Genomic DNA, 16,897 nt, shown 5'->3' with positions numbered 1-16,897 from the left:
TGTCAGGCTTCCAATGCGGTGGTGACGGCAAATGCCAGGGCGGGGCCTGTGGCGCCGGAAACGGCGTGGACGTTGACCGGGGCCTCTGCGGCGGTCAGGAAGGCACTGGCGCCAAGATCCAGCCGCAGCTCGCCCTTGGGGGAGTCGAGGCGGACGGAGCCGCCCGTGACAATGACGACGGCGGCACCGGACTGCGCCAGCGGCACCGGCTCCGCCCCGGGCGCCAGAACAATTCGCTGCAGCTGGAATTCCCGGAACGGCGGCCGGAAGAGTTCCTGGCCCAGCATGGTGGTCTCGGCGGGCAGCATGGGCACGGCGACGGCCTCGAACGCGACTGTTTTGAGCAGTTCCGGCACGTCCACGAACTTCGGCGTGAGCCCGCCGCGGAGCACGTTGTCCGAGGACGCCATGACCTCGATTCCGAGGCCGTGCAGGTAGGCGTGGACATTGCCGGCCGGCAGGTAGACGGCCTCCCCCGGGGCCAGGGAAATCCGGTTCAGCAGCAGGGAAATCAGCACGCCCGGATCTCCGGGGTACCGGCCGTTCAGGCTCACCGCGGTGGACAGTTCCGCCTCGTGCCCAGCCATGGGTGCACCGGAGACGAGGGCCGCGACGATCATCGCCGTCGCGTCCGCGACGTCACCGCCGCCGGTGATGAGACGCTCGAAGGCGGAGCGCAGCGCCGTGGGTTCGTCCGGCTGCGCCAAGTCTTCGAGCAGCAGCGGGATCAGCGGCGGCAGCTCGAGCCCGGCGAGGTCGAAGCACGCCGCCAGATGCTGGAAGACCGCACGGGATTCCGCGGCCGGCCGGAAACCGCAGAGCGCCTCGAACGGGGTCAGCGCGAAGATCATTTCGGGCTTGTGGTTATCGTCCTTGTAGTTGCGCTCCGTGGCGGCGGGGTCGACGCCGGCGGCTTCCTCGCGTGCGAAGCCCTCCCGGGCCTGGGCGAGCGTCGGGTGCACCTGCAAGGACAAGGGCGCCTCCGCCGCGAGGACTTTGAGCAGGAACGGCAAGCGCGGACCGAAAGCGGCCACGCTCGCGCTGCCGAGGCAATGTTCCGGATCCTCGGCGATCAAGGTGTCCAGCGCCAGCCGTCCGCCGTCGTGCGTTTCCGGCGCGTGCCGGCCGGCACCCCCGGCCGCCGGCGTCAGCGCGACGGACGGGGAGTCCGGGTGGGCGCCGATCCAGAGCTCTGCTTCGGGACCGCCGGAAGCCGGCCTGCCCAGCAGCCCGGCGATGGCCGTCGGGGAGCCCCAGGCATAGGGCCGGAGGACGTTCTCAAGTTCGTACATGGCCTGGTCCCTGTCTGATCAATGAAATGTCTCGTCACGTTGCGGTCAAAACTGTTGCCCGGGGTTAAAGCGGCGCGCACTGCCCGTTGGTGGCGACGAGGTCGCGGATGGACTGTTCGTCGCCGTTGCGCTTGAACTGGTTCAGCATCTCTTCGGTGATCGGCTCGCCGTCCGGCGTGGTGGTCACCGGGGTGAAATCCGACGGCGCGGGCGGCGCGGGCGGGGGCGCGGTGGCCGGGGCAGCGCCGGCGGCGGAGAGCGGCCCGGCGGACGTTCCGGGCTGCAGGACCGTATCTTCAACGGCCGTGTCATCAGCCGCGGCGGCGCCTGCGGACGGGCTGGCCAGCAGTTTGGCTACCCGCTCGTGGATGAGGCCGAAGTCCGGGGACGTCGAGAAGGCCGCGTTGAAGTCGGGCGGGCCGATGGTCAGGCGGCTGACGTCCTGTCCCTTGGCCTTCATGGCCAGGTCCACGAAACTGCCGAGCTGGCCGGAGGAGATGTTCGACTCGACCACCTTGGTGCCGGCCTTGGCGATGTCCTCAAACTTGGCCAGCAGGGTTGCCGGATCGAGTTGCTTCAGCATCGCCTGCTGCACGCACTGCTGGCGCTGGATGCGGGCGTAGTCGTCCACGAATTCCCGGGACCGGCCGTACCAGAGCGCGTGGAAGCCGTCGAGCGTTTGGTTGCCGGCCGGAATCCAGCCGTCCGGCATGCCGTGGATGCCGTTGGCCTCATCCACCATCGGTCCGCTGATGGGGACCCAGCCGCCGGCCTTGATCCGGATGCCGCCCATGGCGTCGATGAGTTTGGAAAATCCGTCCATGTCCACGAGCACGTAGGCCTGGACCTTGATGCCCAGCGTCCCGGACACCGCTTCGAGGGTGGCCTGCGCACCGGGGTCGGACACCCCGGGATAGAGGTCCTGATGCTCGTTGGTGACCTCGGTGTTGATCGCGTTGATCAGGCATTCGTCGCCGCAGTTGTAGCCGTCCGGATACACCTGGCGCATCGGCGACTCCGCGCTGAACTGGGCGTTCTGGAGGTTGCGGGGCACGGAGATGATCGCCGTGCTGCCGGTCTTGGCATCGACGCTGATCACCGAGAGGCTGTCCGGCCGGCGGCCCGTCCGGTCTGCTCCGGCGTCGCCGCCCATCATCAGGAAGTTGTACCGGCCCTCGGACGGCTCAAGGGTGGGGCCGGAGCCGGAGAAGATGCTGCCGATGGCGTCGCGGCTGACATTGAGCAGATAGGCCGCGTAGCCCAGGGATCCGCTGCTGAGGATCATGGCCAGCACGAGCGCCAGCACCACTGCGGGACGGATCCTGGGGGCGAGCAGCCCGGGCCGGATCAGCCGCAGGGTGTTCAGGAACAGGGCTGCCCAGCCGATGGCCAGGCACGCGAGGCCGAGCACCAGCAAGAGCGAGGGCACCGTGCCGGTGAGGAGGTTGATGAGCGTGGAGCGGGACGCGAGCAGGAGCAGCACGGCCAGCAGGGCCAGCGCCCAGACCGTGAAGGTCACGCGCAGCGCAGCCCGTCCAAGCCGGCGGTTGCCCGCGACGATTTGGGCGCTGCCGGGAACCAGCAGCGTCATGAGGATCAGGACGAACGCCCGCTTGGTCAGCACCGGGGACGGGGCGCCGGAGGGGTGCCGGACCGGGTCGCTCGGTGCCCGCCCGGACTGCCCGGGGCTCTCAGGGCGGTGCGTCGGGGCGTAGCTGTTGCTCATGCCGGGGTTCCTAATGGCTTCCTTAATTGCTGCTACGAGGGGTGACGTTTCCGGCAGCGAACACTTCGCTGACCTTTTGCCGCAGGTTCGCGCCCTTCCGGGTTGCGACGTCGTTCAGTTCCTGGGCGAACTCCAGGAGGTCCGCCCGGAGCTGGACGGCGAGTTCGTCCGTGCCCGAGGCCAGCATGCGCACGGCCAGGAGGCCGGCGTTGCGCGCGCCGCCGATCGAGACGGTGGCGACCGGAACACCGGCCGGCATCTGCACGATGGACAACAGGGAATCCATGCCGTCCAGGGTCTTCAACGGCACGGGGACGCCGATCACCGGCAGGGGAGTGACTGAGGCGAGCATGCCGGGAAGATGCGCGGCACCGCCGGCGCCGGCAATGATCAGGCGAAGACCGCGCTCGTGGGCCGTCTGGCCGTAGCGGATCATCTCCGTGGGCATCCGGTGGGCCGAAACGACGTCGGCCTCGAACGGGATCCCGAACTCTGCGAGGGCCTCGGCGGCGGCTTCCATGACAGGCCAGTCCGAATCCGAGCCCATGACCAGGCCCACGAGCGGGGTGTCAGCGCGGGTGCCGGCGAGGGGGGTTCCTGCGGTGTTGGCTTCGGGGCTGCGTGCGGTGCTCATGCGGTCTCCTCGGAGGTTGCCGGCATTGTGCCGGCGTGGGTCCGGCCGTTCCGGATGATGTCGGCCACGGTAGTGGCCCGCTGCCGCACGGAGTCGACGTCGGCGGCTGAGGTCCCGACCAGGTTGACGTGGCCGATCTTCCGGCCGGGCCGGACGGATTTGCCGTAGCAGTGCACCTTCGCGGCCGGCTCGCTTGCGAGGGCGGCGGGGAAGGCGGAATAGAGGTCCTGGTTGGCGCCGCCGAGGAAGTTCTTCATCACCACGACGGGTCCCAGCAGGTCAGTGGCGCCCAGCGGCAGGTTCAGGATGGCCCGCAGGTGCTGTTCGAACTGGCTGGTCACCGAGCCGTCCTGGGTCCAGTGCCCGGTGTTGTGCGGGCGCATGGCGAGTTCGTTGATCAGGAAGCCTGCGCCCACGCCCGGCGTCTCGAAGAGTTCGACGGCCATGACACCGGTCACGCCAAGCTCGCTGGCGATCCGGACCGCGGCGTTCTCCGCGGCCGCGGCCACATCGACAGAGATGTCCAGGGCCGGGGCAATCACTTCATCGCACACCCCGTCCACCTGGATGGTGTGCACCACCGGCCACGCCCGTGTTTCACCGTCCGGCGTTCTTGCGACCATGGCAGAGAGCTCGCGGCTGAATTCCACCTTGGCTTCGGCCAGCAGGGGGGACATGGCCTCGAACCAGTCGGCGGAGTCCGCCGCGTCCTCGGGCGAGGACACGATGCGCACGCCTTTGCCGTCGTAGCCGCCGCGGGGCATCTTCAAAACCACCGGCCAGCCGGTCTGCTCGCCGAAGGCGACGAGATCCGCCACATTGGCGACGGCGGCCCACGTGGGGTTCGGAAGCTCGAGCCGGTCGATCGCGGCGCGCATCACCAGCTTGTCTTGGGCGTTGACCAGGGCATCCGGGCCGGGATGGACGTTCACACCGGCACCGATCAAGGACCGTAAGTGCGCCGTGGGGACGTGCTCGTGGTCGAACGTCAGAACATCCAGGCCGCGGGAGAACTCGAGCAGATGCTCCAGATCCTTGTAGTCGCCGACCGGGGCGTTAGCCACGGCAGAGACTGCGGAGACGTCCTCGCCTTCGGCGAGAACACGGAGCTCAAAGCCCAGGGCGGTCGCGGCAGGGGCCATCATGCGGGCAAGCTGGCCGCCGCCAACAACACCGATTACAGGAAAAGTCACAAGTCCCAGCCTACCGAAAACCTCACGCGAACCCGGCTTTAAGGGATTGACAAGCGCGGGAACGGTGCCGGACCGGGCGTTCCGTACCCACCCGGGTGCCGCCCGACGCCGGGTGCGGAGGGAGCCGTGTGGACGGCCAGTGAGGGCGGAGTCCCGGGAAACGGCGCTAAAATGGGCGTTTGGCCCAATGGCCGACAGTTCCAGAAGGCCACGGAGGGTCATGATTACTACACTTAACGAGCGCATGCGCGGGCTGGCCTCGCTGTTCTGGCGCGAAGTGGCCAAGTTCGGCGCCGTCGGCGGCATCGCGTTCGTCATCGATAACGGACTGACGTATTACCTGATGCACGGTCCCATGACCGACAGCGAGGCCAAGGCCCGCTTCTTCGGGGCGAGCGTGGCCACGGTCTTCTCCTGGATTGCGAACCGTTTTTGGACGTTCCGGCACCGCCGGCAGGCCAACGTGCTGCGCGAGTTCGTGATGTTCCTCATCATCAACGGGATCGGGATCGGCATCTCCACCGGCCTCACCGCCATCGCGAAGTACGGCATGGGTGTTAGCGACAAGAACATGCTGTTCCTGGCCGGGGTGGTCGGCATCCTGGTCGCGACCGTGGTCCGGTTCTTTGCCTACCGCTTCCTGGTGTTCAACCAGGAACTCGACGAAGAACCGGAGTTCTCGCACGACCACGAGATCATCGAACTGCACCCGCACTCTGAGCCCGTTGCCAGGGCGGCCGTCAGGGAATCCGTCAACGATCCGGAGCTGCCCGGCCCGCCGTCCTAAGGAACCGCCGGCCAAGGGGCCGGCTGTCCTAAGGAACCGCCGGCCTGGGGATCAGTCCCCGCTGATGCGCTCGGCGGCCCGCAGCTTGCCGGTCACCTCTACGTCGGGGTGCACCAGAACCACGGAACCGTCGGCCTTCCAGGTTCCCAGTGACTGCGCAAGGACTGTTTCGAGGCCGTCCGCCGCCGGAACGAGCAGCCGCAGTCCGGTGTGCTGGTGCGCGGCAAAACCGTCCAGGAGTGCCCCGTGGGCGTGGACTGCGCCGTCCGAGGTGCGGACCGCGGGGCGTTCCGCCTCCGGATCCACGTGGGGCATGAATATGTCGCCGTGGGAGCGGACCTCGGCGGCGTAGTCGAGGACGCCGGTGGGCAGCTCGCCCGTCCACCGCATGGCCAGCGCCGGCAACGACACGGCCAGGACGGCGTCAACCCCACCCGCGGCAGCGCCCGGACCCGGGTCGGCGGTGGCCAGCAGCTCCGCCTCCGCGTCGTCGAAGACCACTTCCATGCCGAGCTGCCAGGCCGCGAGGGCCAGGATCACCGACTTCCAGTGCGCGGGCAGGTCGAGCCGCAGCCGCATGCCCGGTTCGGCGTCGAGTTCGTCCTGCAACAGGTTCGAAGTCTTCGCCACCCAGTTGTCCAGCACGCGGCCAGAGAGTTCAACCCGCTCCGATTCGGGGCCGTACCAGGTCAGCCGGGGCGCCGTGGCCTGGCCGGACCGCAGCGCTGTCATCAGTTCGATCGCCGGAATGCTCATGCCCTCATCTTGCCACGGCTCTTGTTACGGCCAATCAGCCCCCGCCGCCGTGACGTCCGTCACGCCGGCGATTGCCGCGTCCTGCGACCTTCGCGTGGGGGTGGGAAAAATTTCCCGAAAACTCAATGAAAACCCCCAGAAGTGCTCAGTACCCTGATTATTCCGCGGATTCCTGCGGAAGGGGCGAAAAAATTCCGGGCGTGGCGTGCCTGCACTTTGTGTATCAAGTTGATTATTATCTCCGCCGTGGCTTGACTCCCGGATACTTACACGCGTGTAATTAGTTATCTAAGCCACTGCGCATAAACCGGCATTCAACCGACTGCCAAGGGGGTCTTGCAGTGGCTGCAAATCAGGAGGGGGACGCCATGGGGCTAGCAGAGCGTATCCATGAAGATGCCGTAGTTGCCGGCCAGGCCACGGCGAAATACCGGTCACGCGGCGTGCCGAGTGACTGGTACGTAGATCCGGCGGACCCGGACGCGGCTGACCGCTATAACGAACACACCCAGGATTCCCTGCAGGAGGCCGCCACAGCCTTCCTCGCAGCGCACGACGAACTCCTTGCCGGCCCGGATCATGACAGCGATCCCCTCGACCCGCCGATGGAGCTCCATTCGCCCGGTACCGGTACCCCCGCGCAGCCCGTCTGGATCGGACTGCCGTCCCGGCAGGATTTCGACGACGAGGGCGAGCTCGGCTGGCAGACCGATGCGTTGTGCGCCCAGACTGATCCCGAAGCCTTCTTCCCTGAAAAGGGCGGCTCCACCCGCGACGCCAAGAAAGTCTGCGGCGCCTGCAACGTGCGTTCCCAGTGCCTCGAATACGCCTTGTCCAACGACGAGCGCTTCGGGATCTGGGGAGGCCTCTCCGAGCGCGAGCGGCGCCGGCTTAGGAAGCGAGCAGTCTAATTCTTCAAGAAGTACGAGTCACCGCCGTCGTGGTCTCCCACGACGGCGGTGATTTTCTCCCCAGGACTCTCGCGGCGCTGGCGGCCCAGACGCGGCCCGCCGACGCCGTGATCGGTGTCGACACCGGCTCCCGCGACCACTCCGCCGCCCTCCTCGAACAGGAACTGGGCAAGGCCAACGTCACTGTCTTCGACCAGCCAAAGTCCGGCATGGGCGGAGCTGTCATGGCCGGGCTCAAGGCCCTCGACCCATGGCCTGCGGAGGGCTCCGCCGGTGCCGTGCCGGGCGCCGACTGGATCTGGCTGCTGCACGACGACGCCGCACCGGCACCCGAGGCCCTGGCCGAACTCCTCCGTGCGGTCGAGCGGGCGCCGTCGGTCACGGTGGCAGGCTGCAAGCAGCTGGACTGGCATGCCGAGAGGCGGCTGATCGACGTCGGCCTCTCCACGAGCCGCTGGGCGGAGCGCCTGACGCTGATCGACGCCGACGAGCTCGACCAGGGCCAGTACGACGGCCGCAGCGACACCTTTGCGGTCAATTCCGCCGGCATGCTGGTCCGCCGCGACATCTGGGAGGAGCTCCGGGGTTTCGATCCGGCATTGCCCGGAAGCGGCGACGACGTCGACTTCTGCTGGCGCAACCGCCTCGCCGGGCACCGCGTGGTGGTGGTCCCCAGCGCCAGGATGTTCCATGTCTCGCACCGTCCCCGTGCCCTGGGCAACGCGACCGCGGCACGCAAGGCACAGGTGCACTTGCGGCTCAAGCACGCCGCAGGCTGGAAAGTCCCGCTTCACGCGGCCGGCGCCCTCCTGGGCAGCCTTTTCAAACTTGTCCTGAGCATTGCGGTCAAGGACCCGGGGCACGGGTTCTCCCAACTGATGGCGACCTTTGCTGCCCTGGCCCGCCCGGCGGCTGTGATCCGAGGACGGCGCAACTCCGCGCGCACCCGCCGGATCCGGCGCTCCGTCATGAAGGGACTGCAGACGCCGCGCCGTGAGGTCTGGGCGCACCGGCGCTCACTGATCGAGGCGCTCGGCGCCGACGACTTCGGCGACGAACTCACGGGCACCGATCCGCTGGCCGAGCAGCCCACGGGCAACACCGGGAACACTGACGACTTCGCCGCCATCGCCACCCCGGACCGCGGTTGGGTCGGCAGCGGTGCGGTGCTGGCCATGCTCGTGACCCTGGCGGTCTCCCTGACCGGACTGCTCAGCCTGTTCCGTGCCCCGGCCGTCTCCGGCGGCGCACTGATCCCCGTCTCAGTGCACCTCTCCGAAATCTGGAACCACGCCTCCACCTGGTGGATCAGTCTCGGGGCGGGCCTCCCGGGCCACGGCGATCCCTTCGGCTACCTCCTGTGGGTGCTGGGCGTGCTCGGTGCCGGCGACGCCAACGGCGCCGTCGGCTGGTTGTTGATCCTCGCCATGCCGCTGTCCGCGTTGGGCGCGTGGTTCGCAGCCGGCGCCCTGACCACACGCCGGAGGCTGCGCCTCGCGGCCGCCCTCGTGTGGGCCGCGGCGCCGGCACTCCAGATTTCCCTCAACCAGGGCCGGCTGGGCGCCTTGATCGCGCACGTCATGATCCCGGTGCTCGCCCTGGCGCTGCTCCGGGCGACCGGCACGGCCGCAGGCCGCCGCGTGCAGGCCGTCCCGGCCCCGGGCCAGGGACGGCTCACCCCCAAGCCCGCCGCCCGTCCCGGCGTCAACGGAACGCCCTCGTGGACGGCTGCGGCCGCCGCGGGTCTCGCCCTGGCCGTGGTCACCGCCGCGGCGCCCTCGCTGCTGGTGCCCTCCATGACCGTCGTGGCCCTCTGCGGCGTGCTGTTGGGCCGGCGCGGCCGCACGGTGTGGTGGGCACTCCTGCCCAGCCTGGCACTGTTCCTGCCCTTCGCCTTCTCGGTCCTGGACCGGCCGCGGGCGCTTCTGGCCGACCCGGGCCTGCCGCTCGGTTTCGATGCCGCCCCGCTGTGGCAACAGGCCCTGGGCCAGCCGCTGAACTTCGATGCCGGTGCCGGACTCACCGGGCTCAGTGCCTTCGGCGGGTCCGCCGCGGACTCCACCGGGCTGGCCGGTCTGCCGTGGGCGCTGCTGCTGGCCTTGCTTTTCGGGCTGCCGGTGCTGCTGCTGGCCCTCGCCGCAATGTTCATGCCGCGCCGGCTGGTGCTGGCGGGACGCACCTGGACGGCACGCTGCCTGTGGGCCGCGGCAGTCCTGATGCTGGCCGGCGGCTGGCTCGCCGGGCATGTCGCCTCCGGCGCCAGCGCCGATGTCCTGGTCACGCCGTTCCCCGGCCCCGCCGTGTCGGCGGCCGCGTTTGCGCTCCTGGGTGCTGCGCTGATCGCAGCCGAAGGACTCATTGACGCTGCCGACCGGACGGCCGGCACCGGGCTGGCACGGAAGGTCCTGATCCGCGGCACGGCAGCGGCAACCCTGACCCTGCTGCTGGCCGCGCCCCTGGCCGGGTTCACCGTGTGGACCGCGCAAAACCTGCTGCAGCCCACGTCGCTGTCACCGGCACCGGCAGCGGCAGCCACCGAAGCGCCGGCCGGTCTCGGGACGCCGAGGCTCGTTCAGCCTGCCCAGGCCCGCACCCTGCCCGCGACGGCGGTTGACCGCGGCGAGGGCCCGGAACAGTCCCGGACGCTGCTGATTGCCAGCAACGAGGACGGAAGCTTCGACGCAACACTTATGCGCGGAGCCGGCACCACCCTGGATGCGCTGTCAACGATCGCCGCGGCCCGCAGCATCATTGGGGCGCCGGGTCAGGAGACGGTCCGCGACGACGACGCCGTCGCCGGCTCGCTCCGCAACGTCGTGGCCACCATCGTGGCCGGCGAGGGTGTGGATCCGCGGGAAGACCTCGAACGGCTCGGCGTCGGCTTTGTCGTGCTCCGGGTTGCCGATTCAGCCTCTGAGTTGACGGCCAGCCGCATGGACGCAGTCCCCGGACTCGTCGCCGTCGGCCAGACCGGGACCGGCTGGCTCTGGCGGGTCAGCCCGCTGGACCGGCCCGGCATCACGGCCTCCGACGTCGCACACCGGGTCCGGGTGGTGGAAGCCAGCGGCGCCGCCATCGGCCTGCTTTCTGCGGAGGAAGTTTCGGCAGCCGGCACTGTTCCGGCCGGCCCCGAGGGCCGCCTGGCAGTGCTTGCAGACCGGGCGGATCCGGGCTGGAGCGCCTGGCTTGACGGGCGCCGCCTGACCTCAACGACGTCGGGATGGTCCCAGGCATTCACCCTGCCCGCCCAGGGCGGCCAGTTGAGCATCCGTTACGAAGCACCCTGGGCCCCCCTGATCGGAATCGCGCAGGCCGTGATGATCGGGCTGACTGTCCTCCTGGCCGTGCCCATGCCTGCCCGCCGGTCCAACACCGGCCTGTCCAGGGACGAAGCCTCCCTGCGTAAGGAACATCAGCATGTCTAAGGGCGACCACGAAACCGAAACCGAAACCGACACCGCCACCGAAACCCAGTCGGGTCCGGCGCCGCGGAAGCGGGGCCTGCCGCGGGCCGGTGTGATCGGCGGTGTCCTCTCTGCGGTCGCCCTCGTTGCCGCGGGCGGCGGCCTGGTAGCGGCGGCGTCGCTGGCACCCCAAAGCCCCGCCAGCAGGCAGCTCGAGGCCCCCGTTGCGGCGGTGCCGGCCGGCAGCAGCGTCGGGGTTTGCCCGGGCCCGGCCCGGCTGCTCGAGGGCACCCCCGTGGGCACCGATCCCCAGTTCAGTCCGGAATCCGCCACCGCGACGACTGCCGTCAGCGCCGCCGTGCTCGGCTCAAGCGCGGGCATCATCCCCGGCAGCCGGCTCGCCCCGCTCAAGGGTGCCCCCCTCGCCGAAATCGCCAAGGGTGCCGCGGCTGCGCCTGCCGCCTCAGCGCCTGCGGCCCGCACGCCCGTGTTGGTCGCTGGCGTCGTGCCCCAGCGTGAGGTGGACAACATCAGCGTCCTCAGCGCCGATGCCCAGGACAACCGCCAGGCAGCTGCCGGCGCCGTCCTGAGCTACAGGGCCGAGGACGGTGACCTCCAGGGTTCCGCGGCCGCCGCCTGCCAGCAACCCGGCAACGATCTTTGGCTGGTCGGCGCCAACACGGCCCTTGGCCGGTCGGCAGTCCTGAACCTGACCAATGCCTCCAGCACGCCGGCGACGGTGAGCCTGGACCTGCTTGGCTCCGAGGGCCCTATCCAGGCGCCCGGAAGCCGCGGCCTGCTCGTGGCGCCCGGCAGCACCCGCTCCATAATCCTGGCCGGGCTCGCGCCGGGGCAGGAACGGCTCGGCGTGCGGGTTCGCAGCACCGGCGGTCCGGTGGCTGCCGTGATCCAGCAAAGCGTGCTCCGCGGCCTCACACCGGGCGGCGTCGACTTCATTACGCCCGGCACCGCCCCGTCCGCCAACCAGGTGGCCGCCGGTCTCGAAATCCAGGATCCGGCGGCGCTGGCAGCGCTGACGGCGAAGCCGGGCTTCGCCGACGCGGTACCGGCCCTGGAAGTCGCCGTGCCGGGGGCCGCCGACGCCGTGGTCGAGATCAAGCTGTATGGACCCGACGGCCAGAAGGCGCTGCCCGGCGGCGGCGTGGTCACGGCGAAGGCCGGTGCGGTCACGGAAGTTTCCCTGGCCGGCGTCCCGGCCGGGACCTACACCGTGGCGGCGAGCTCGGATGTCTCGTTCGCGGCCACTGCCCGGCTCACGCGGGGACTGCAGTCCGGGGACGCAGCGGACATCGCGTTTTCCGCCGCCTCGGCCCGGCTGGGCAGCCAGCACATCGTTGCGGTTCCCCGCACGGGCGACCGGCAGCTCGTTCTCGGCGCCCCCGACGGCCCGGCAACAGTGACCTACACGCCGATCACGGCGGACGGCAAGATCCGGACCGCCGGCACCGCCGATATTGCCGGCGGAACCACCGTGTCCATCAAGGTCCCCGCGGACGTGGGCGGCTCGCCGCTCGTGGGCTATGTGGTGTCCGCCGCCGGGGACCCGGCATACGGGGCGCTGGTCCTGGGGCAGGACGGCCGTCAGGACATTTCCGCGGTGGCGCTGGCACCGGAAGCGGCAGGACAACGGCAGGTCCCCGTCACGCTGGGCTACTAGGCCCGGGGCAGACCAAGGCGCGGTCCGGGCAGGGTCCGGCTAGTACCGGCGGCGATAGACCGGGTCGAGGGACTCAGGGGGTACGCCGAGCATCTCGGCCGTGTATTCCACAACGACGTCGTGCACGAGGTCCTGGAGCTCGTCCCGGGTTCCGCACGCCTGCTCCACCACCCGTCGGTACAGCGTGATGACCGGTCCGTCCTCTGCCGTCGCGGCCGTGAAGGCGCCCATCGGCGCGGGCGTGCGGTCCGCCACGAGCTGCTCCAGGCCCGGCGGGATCTCGTCCACGGCGAAGCGGACGCCGTCGAGGGGTTTGCCCCAGATGTCATGCAGCCGCTGGGCCGAGTCCAGGACGAAGTCATCGAAGCGGTCGGAGCGGGTCCGGTACCCGGGCAGGGTGGGGAGCATGAGCTCGCCGCGAAGCCCCCGGCCGTGCCGGTTCCTGCGGCGCTGCCGGAAGGTCTTTCCTTGGACAGCGGTGGGCGACCCGGCCAGAGGCGCGCCGGCGGGGCCGGAACCGGCGCCTGTGCGTCCGGCGTCGAGGTCAGCCAACCGGACCGTGAAACCCGAATCGTGGTGCGATGACTGCATATCTTGACTCTAAACCCGCGGAATGAATTACGCGATACGGGCCAGACGGCGATCCGCCTCCGCCCCGCCGCGGCATAACAACTGACGTTTCAATGCGCAGACCCCGGTCCGAGGGGGAGTAGTCTGTGATGTCGTGGGTGCAATTCGTATTTGTTCTAGGTCTGCCTGCCGCAATTCTGCGGTGGCCACTTTGACGTACGTCTACGCCGACTCCACGGCGGTTCTGGGCCCGCTGGCGACGTACGCCGAACCGCACTGCTACGACTTGTGCGAACAGCACGCCGACTCGCTGACCGTACCGCGCGGCTGGGAAGTCATGCGGCTGGCGATGCCCTCAACCCCGGCCGGCCCCGGCCCCGACGACCTCCTGGCCCTCGCCAATGCAGTCCGCGAGGCGGCCTCCCGCCCGGCTGCGGGGGAAACGGTGAAGGGGCAGCGCACGCTGCACCCGGCACTGGAAGCACCGGCCCCGGCCGAGGGCACCCGGCGCGGACATCTGCGCGTCCTGCGCGAACCTTCCTAAGGCGCCAACTGGCGGTAGGGTGGAAACTGCAAAAAGCCGTCAGCCACTTAGCCACCGGCGCCCTGTCGCGGCGCCCATCAGGGAGCGTTCACCATGCCCAAGCTCAGTTCCGAACTGTTGTCTGTCCTGCGATGCCCCGTCACCGGGTCCGGCCTGGTGCAGGAAGGCGACGAGCTCGTCACCGTCACGGCAGATGAAGCCGGGAACAAGCTGCGGTACAGCATCGAGGACGGCATCCCGCTGCTGCTGCCGCCGGAACTCCTGCCCGCCGCCGCGGCGGCCCCCGCTGATCAGCACGATGCCCGTCCGCGCCACGCCGCAGAATAGCGCGGTCCGCGCCACGCCGCGGAATAGCGCCGTAGGAAAACGCTGCAGCGCACCCATCGGGGACACCCCCGGCAGCGAATGACTGCTTAGATACAGCTCAAAGCCAGAATCACCGAGCTCCAGACACGCAATGCCACCGGCCACAACAAAGGATTCACATGACTTTCGATTACAAGATTGCGGACATTTCCCTGGCCGAGGCGGGCCGCCACCAGATCCGCCTCGCCGAGCACGAGATGCCCGGACTCATGTCCCTGCGCGAGGAGTTCGGCGCCAGCCAGCCGCTCAAGGGCGCCCGGATCGCCGGATCCCTGCACATGACGGTCCAGACTGCGGTGCTGATCGAGACCCTCACCGCCCTCGGCGCCGAAGTCCGCTGGGCCTCCTGCAACATCTTCTCCACCCAGGACGAAGCCGCCGCCGCAGTGGTGGTCGGCCACGGCACCGTCGAGGACCCCCAGGGCGTCCCCGTCTTCGCCTGGAAGGGCGAGACGCTCGAGGAGTACTGGTGGACGGCCCAGCAGATCCTTACCTGGCCGGGTGCCGACGCCAACCCTGAGCTGGGTCCGAACATGATCCTGGACGACGGCGGCGACGCCACCATGCTGGTGCACAAGGGTGTCGAATTCGAGGCCGCCGGTGCTGTCCCGGCCGCCGCCGAGGACGAGTCCGAGGAAGGCCGGGTGTTCCTCGACGTGCTGCGCGCCTCCCTCGAGGCCGACCCGCAGAAGTGGACCCGCATCGGCGCCCTCCTGCTCGGCGTCACCGAGGAGACCACCACCGGTGTGCACCGCCTGTACCAGTTGGCGGAGCAGGGCAAGCTGCTCTTCCCGGCGATCAACGTCAATGACTCCGTCACCAAGAGCAAGTTCGACAACAAGTACGGCATCCGCCACTCCCTGCCGGACGGCATTAACCGCGCCACCGACGTCCTGATGGGCGGCAAGGTCGCCGTCGTCTGCGGTTACGGGGACGTCGGCAAGGGCGCCGCGGAGGCCTTCCGCGGCCAGGGTTCACGCGTGATCGTCACGGAAATCGACCCGATCTGCGCGCTCCAGGCGGCCATGGACGGCTACCAGGTCGCCAAGCTGGAATCCGTGCTCAGCGAAGGCCACATCTTCATCACAACGACCGGCAACAAGGACGTCATCCTGGCCAAGCACATGGCCGGGATGCGTGACAAGGCGATCGTGGGCAACATCGGCCACTTCGACAATGAGATCGATATGGCCGGCCTGGCGCGGGTCCCCGGCATCAAGAAGGTCGAGATCAAGCCCCAGGTGCACGAGTGGGTCTTCGAAGCAGACCCGGCGACGGGGCAGAACAGCCGCTCCATCATCGTCCTGTCGGAGGGCCGCCTGCTGAACCTCGGCAACGCCACCGGACACCCCTCGTTCGTCATGAGCAACTCGTTCGCCAACCAGACGATCGCACAGATCGAACTGTTCACGAAGGCCGGCCAGCCCGAGGGCGAGCGTGAATACGAGAACCAGGTTTACGTGCTGCCCAAGATCCTGGACGAGAAGGTCGCCCGTCTGCACCTGGGTGCCCTCGACGTGGAGCTGACCGAGCTGTCCAAGGAGCAGGCGGAGTACCTGGACGTCGAGGTGGCCGGACCGTACAAGCCCGGTCACTACCGCTACTAGGAGCCCTCGCAAAGGGCCCCGGACGAAGGTCCGGGGCCCTTTGTTGTGGCCGTTTTGGGGCACTTTTGTAATCGGATCGTGGTCGAACCGGTCGGGGTTTCCAAGGTAACTCGCTTATGCTGGCAAGATGACGTGTGAAAACGCCCGGGTCCTGTGATGGCCTTGAAAACTTGGAGTACCGGCCGCAAAATTGCCCTGGTGGGGATGGTCTGCGCCCTCGCAGCCGGCGGCGGTGCCTTCGCTGCGGCGGCTCCGGGGCTGGCCCAGTCCGCGATTTCCTCCGAGGCGGGATCCCCGTCCCGGACGACGCCGGGACTCGCCGTCCCGGTGGTGGCCCCCGCGGAACTGGCCGTCACGCCCGCCGACGGCGTCGGGCAGGTCAACCCTGCGGCGCCGGTATCCCTCAAGGTCAAGAACGGGCGCATTGACCGGGTGGCCCTGACGAGTGATGACGGCGACACCGTCGACGGCACCTTGGGCGCGGACGGATCCGCCTGGACTTCCTCGGGCGACCTGAAGTTCAACACGCGGTACAACTTCACGTACTCCGTGGTGGACGACGCGGGCCGCGAGACCCACAGCACGCGCGCGTTCACCACCGTATCGACGGCCAACGAGGCCGACGCCGCCATTTACCCGCTGGACGGGATGAAGGTGGGTGTGGCCCAGCCCCTGCAGATCACCTTCAGCGAGCCGGTCCTGAACCGCGACGCCGTCGAAAAGGCCATCAAGATCACCTCCACGTCCGGCCAGAAGGGTGATTTCCGCTGGTTCAGCAAGAACACTGTCAGGTACCGGCCGGAGGCCTTCTGGGCCGCGAACAGCACCATCACCATGGACATGAAGATGTTCGGCGTGGAGCTGGGCAACGGGCAGGTCGGAAACTTCAACAAGACGGTAACCGTCCACATCGGGGACAAGAAGGTGGCGGTGGCCGACGCCAAGGCCCATACCTTCTCGGTCAGCGTCAACGACAAGCCGGCCGGTCACTGGCCGGCGACCATGGGCGACACCCGGTTCCCCTCCGCCCGGGGCTTCCTCGTGTTCATGGAGAAGCACCGTGTGGAGCACATGGATGCCTCCACGATCGGGCTCAAACCGGGGGACCCGGCCTACTACGGCCAGCTTGACGTCAATTACGCCACGCGCCTGACGCCCAGCGGGGAGTTCATTCACCAGGCCACGGACTCCGCAATGCCCTTCATCGGCAAGGCGAACCTCTCCCATGGCTGCATCGGCCTGGGCCCGGACGGCGCGAAGTGGGTCTTCGACAACATGACCACCGGCGACGTCGTCCAGGTGGTGAACACCGAGGGGGAGTTCGCCAACTTCGATGACGGCTTCGGGGACTGGAACATCCCTTGGGCCCAATACGCCAACTGACGGGGTGGCACCTCGCCGAGCCCAATCCTCTGACGGTAGGCTCAGA

The 16,897-nt window shown here is 68.9% G+C and carries 14 protein-coding genes; 8 read left to right on the top strand and 6 right to left on the bottom strand.

Features of this window, described 5'->3' with window-relative positions; translation table 11 throughout:
* Positions 1 to 2 precede the first annotated feature (2 nt).
* The 4 genes from manA to AC1DZQ_RS05145 form a co-directional block, all read right to left on the bottom strand.
* Complete coding sequence (gene manA / locus AC1DZQ_RS05160; RefSeq protein WP_476962495.1) at positions 3 to 1,292, bottom strand: mannose-6-phosphate isomerase, class I; 1,290 nt, start codon at positions 1,290 to 1,292, stop codon at positions 3 to 5.
* A gap of 64 nt (positions 1,293 to 1,356) precedes the next feature.
* Complete coding sequence (locus AC1DZQ_RS05155; protein ID WP_476962494.1) at positions 1,357 to 3,018, bottom strand: LCP family protein; 1,662 nt, start codon at positions 3,016 to 3,018, stop codon at positions 1,357 to 1,359.
* Positions 3,019 to 3,040: 22 nt separating this feature from the next.
* Positions 3,041 to 3,652, bottom strand: coding sequence for a 5-(carboxyamino)imidazole ribonucleotide mutase (purE, locus tag AC1DZQ_RS05150; RefSeq protein WP_476962493.1), 612 nt, complete (start codon positions 3,650 to 3,652; stop codon positions 3,041 to 3,043).
* Positions 3,649 to 4,797 (bottom strand): 5-(carboxyamino)imidazole ribonucleotide synthase, encoded by a 1,149-nt coding sequence (locus tag AC1DZQ_RS05145; RefSeq protein ID WP_476962614.1) that lies wholly within the window; start codon positions 4,795 to 4,797, stop codon positions 3,649 to 3,651. Before AC1DZQ_RS05145 ends, purE begins: the two co-directional genes overlap by 4 nt.
* Positions 4,798 to 5,065: 268 nt before the next feature.
* On the opposite strand from AC1DZQ_RS05145, the gene AC1DZQ_RS05140 reads away from it, so the two are divergent.
* Positions 5,066 to 5,632 (top strand): GtrA family protein, encoded by a 567-nt coding sequence (locus AC1DZQ_RS05140; RefSeq protein ID WP_476962492.1) that lies wholly within the window; start codon positions 5,066 to 5,068, stop codon positions 5,630 to 5,632.
* A gap of 51 nt (positions 5,633 to 5,683) precedes the next feature.
* Here AC1DZQ_RS05140 and AC1DZQ_RS05135 read toward each other — a convergent pair whose 3' ends face one another.
* Complete coding sequence (locus tag AC1DZQ_RS05135) at positions 5,684 to 6,388, bottom strand: TIGR03089 family protein (protein WP_476962491.1); 705 nt, start codon at positions 6,386 to 6,388, stop codon at positions 5,684 to 5,686.
* 368 nt (positions 6,389 to 6,756) lie between these two features.
* Between AC1DZQ_RS05135 and AC1DZQ_RS05130 the strand changes: the two genes are divergently transcribed.
* The 3 genes from AC1DZQ_RS05130 to AC1DZQ_RS05120 are packed head-to-tail and all read left to right on the top strand — an operon-like array spanning position 6,757 to position 12,381.
* Positions 6,757 to 7,299: a WhiB family transcriptional regulator gene (locus tag AC1DZQ_RS05130; RefSeq protein ID WP_476962613.1), complete on the top strand. Its 543-nt coding sequence runs from the start codon at positions 6,757 to 6,759 to the stop codon at positions 7,297 to 7,299.
* Positions 7,300 to 7,328: 29 nt separating this feature from the next.
* Positions 7,329 to 10,724, top strand: coding sequence for a glycosyltransferase family 2 protein (locus tag AC1DZQ_RS05125; protein WP_476962490.1), 3,396 nt, complete (start codon positions 7,329 to 7,331; stop codon positions 10,722 to 10,724).
* A complete protein-coding gene (locus tag AC1DZQ_RS05120) occupies positions 10,717 to 12,381 on the top strand; it encodes a DUF5719 family protein (RefSeq protein ID WP_476962489.1) in 1,665 nt (554 codons plus the stop codon). The genes AC1DZQ_RS05125 and AC1DZQ_RS05120 overlap by 8 nt, the downstream gene beginning before the upstream one ends.
* Before the next feature lie 39 nt (positions 12,382 to 12,420).
* Here the strand turns inward: AC1DZQ_RS05120 and AC1DZQ_RS05115 are convergent, their stop codons facing one another.
* Positions 12,421 to 12,972, bottom strand: a complete 552-nt coding sequence (locus AC1DZQ_RS05115) for a metallopeptidase family protein (protein ID WP_476962488.1) — start codon at positions 12,970 to 12,972, stop codon at positions 12,421 to 12,423.
* A 133-nt stretch (positions 12,973 to 13,105) separates the two neighbouring features.
* Between AC1DZQ_RS05115 and AC1DZQ_RS05110 the strand changes: the two genes are divergently transcribed.
* From AC1DZQ_RS05110 to AC1DZQ_RS05095, 4 genes are all read left to right on the top strand, one after another.
* Positions 13,106 to 13,495, top strand: coding sequence for a DUF3499 domain-containing protein (locus AC1DZQ_RS05110; protein ID WP_476962487.1), 390 nt, complete (start codon positions 13,106 to 13,108; stop codon positions 13,493 to 13,495).
* 93 nt (positions 13,496 to 13,588) lie between these two features.
* The gene (locus AC1DZQ_RS05105) at positions 13,589 to 13,822 is read left to right on the top strand and encodes a hypothetical protein (protein ID WP_476962486.1); all 234 of its coding nucleotides are present in this window, start codon (positions 13,589 to 13,591) and stop codon (positions 13,820 to 13,822) included.
* Between the two features lie 158 nt (positions 13,823 to 13,980).
* Positions 13,981 to 15,468 (top strand): adenosylhomocysteinase, encoded by a 1,488-nt coding sequence (gene ahcY, locus AC1DZQ_RS05100; protein ID WP_476962485.1) that lies wholly within the window; start codon positions 13,981 to 13,983, stop codon positions 15,466 to 15,468.
* A gap of 156 nt (positions 15,469 to 15,624) precedes the next feature.
* Complete coding sequence (locus AC1DZQ_RS05095) at positions 15,625 to 16,851, top strand: L,D-transpeptidase (RefSeq protein WP_476962484.1); 1,227 nt, start codon at positions 15,625 to 15,627, stop codon at positions 16,849 to 16,851.
* The last annotated feature ends 46 nt before the right edge of the window (positions 16,852 to 16,897 follow it).

It is taken from the genome of Arthrobacter sp. P1_C12_2, from assembly GCF_056406415.1.
The sequence above is the reverse complement of the archived record's forward strand: the minus strand, read 5'-3'. Positions and strand labels throughout refer to the sequence as shown.

Excerpts from the sequence above, each read along its gene's own strand:
- manA (WP_476962495.1), bottom strand. The coding sequence starts at position 1,292 with ATGTACGAACTTGAGAACGTCCTCCGGCCCTATGCCTGGGGCTCCCCG.
- AC1DZQ_RS05155 (WP_476962494.1), bottom strand. The coding sequence starts at position 3,018 with ATGAGCAACAGCTACGCCCCGACGCACCGCCCTGAGAGCCCCGGGCAG.
- purE (WP_476962493.1), bottom strand. The coding sequence starts at position 3,652 with ATGAGCACCGCACGCAGCCCCGAAGCCAACACCGCAGGAACCCCCCTC.
- AC1DZQ_RS05145 (WP_476962614.1), bottom strand. The coding sequence starts at position 4,797 with ATGATGGCCCCTGCCGCGACCGCCCTGGGCTTTGAGCTCCGTGTTCTC.
- AC1DZQ_RS05140 (WP_476962492.1), top strand. The coding sequence starts at position 5,066 with ATGATTACTACACTTAACGAGCGCATGCGCGGGCTGGCCTCGCTGTTC.
- AC1DZQ_RS05135 (WP_476962491.1), bottom strand. The coding sequence starts at position 6,388 with ATGAGCATTCCGGCGATCGAACTGATGACAGCGCTGCGGTCCGGCCAG.
- AC1DZQ_RS05130 (WP_476962613.1), top strand. The coding sequence starts at position 6,757 with ATGGGGCTAGCAGAGCGTATCCATGAAGATGCCGTAGTTGCCGGCCAG.
- AC1DZQ_RS05120 (WP_476962489.1), top strand. The coding sequence starts at position 10,717 with ATGTCTAAGGGCGACCACGAAACCGAAACCGAAACCGACACCGCCACC.
- AC1DZQ_RS05115 (WP_476962488.1), bottom strand. The coding sequence starts at position 12,972 with ATGCAGTCATCGCACCACGATTCGGGTTTCACGGTCCGGTTGGCTGAC.
- AC1DZQ_RS05105 (WP_476962486.1), top strand. The coding sequence starts at position 13,589 with ATGCCCAAGCTCAGTTCCGAACTGTTGTCTGTCCTGCGATGCCCCGTC.
- ahcY (WP_476962485.1), top strand. The coding sequence starts at position 13,981 with ATGACTTTCGATTACAAGATTGCGGACATTTCCCTGGCCGAGGCGGGC.
- AC1DZQ_RS05095 (WP_476962484.1), top strand. The coding sequence starts at position 15,625 with ATGGCCTTGAAAACTTGGAGTACCGGCCGCAAAATTGCCCTGGTGGGG.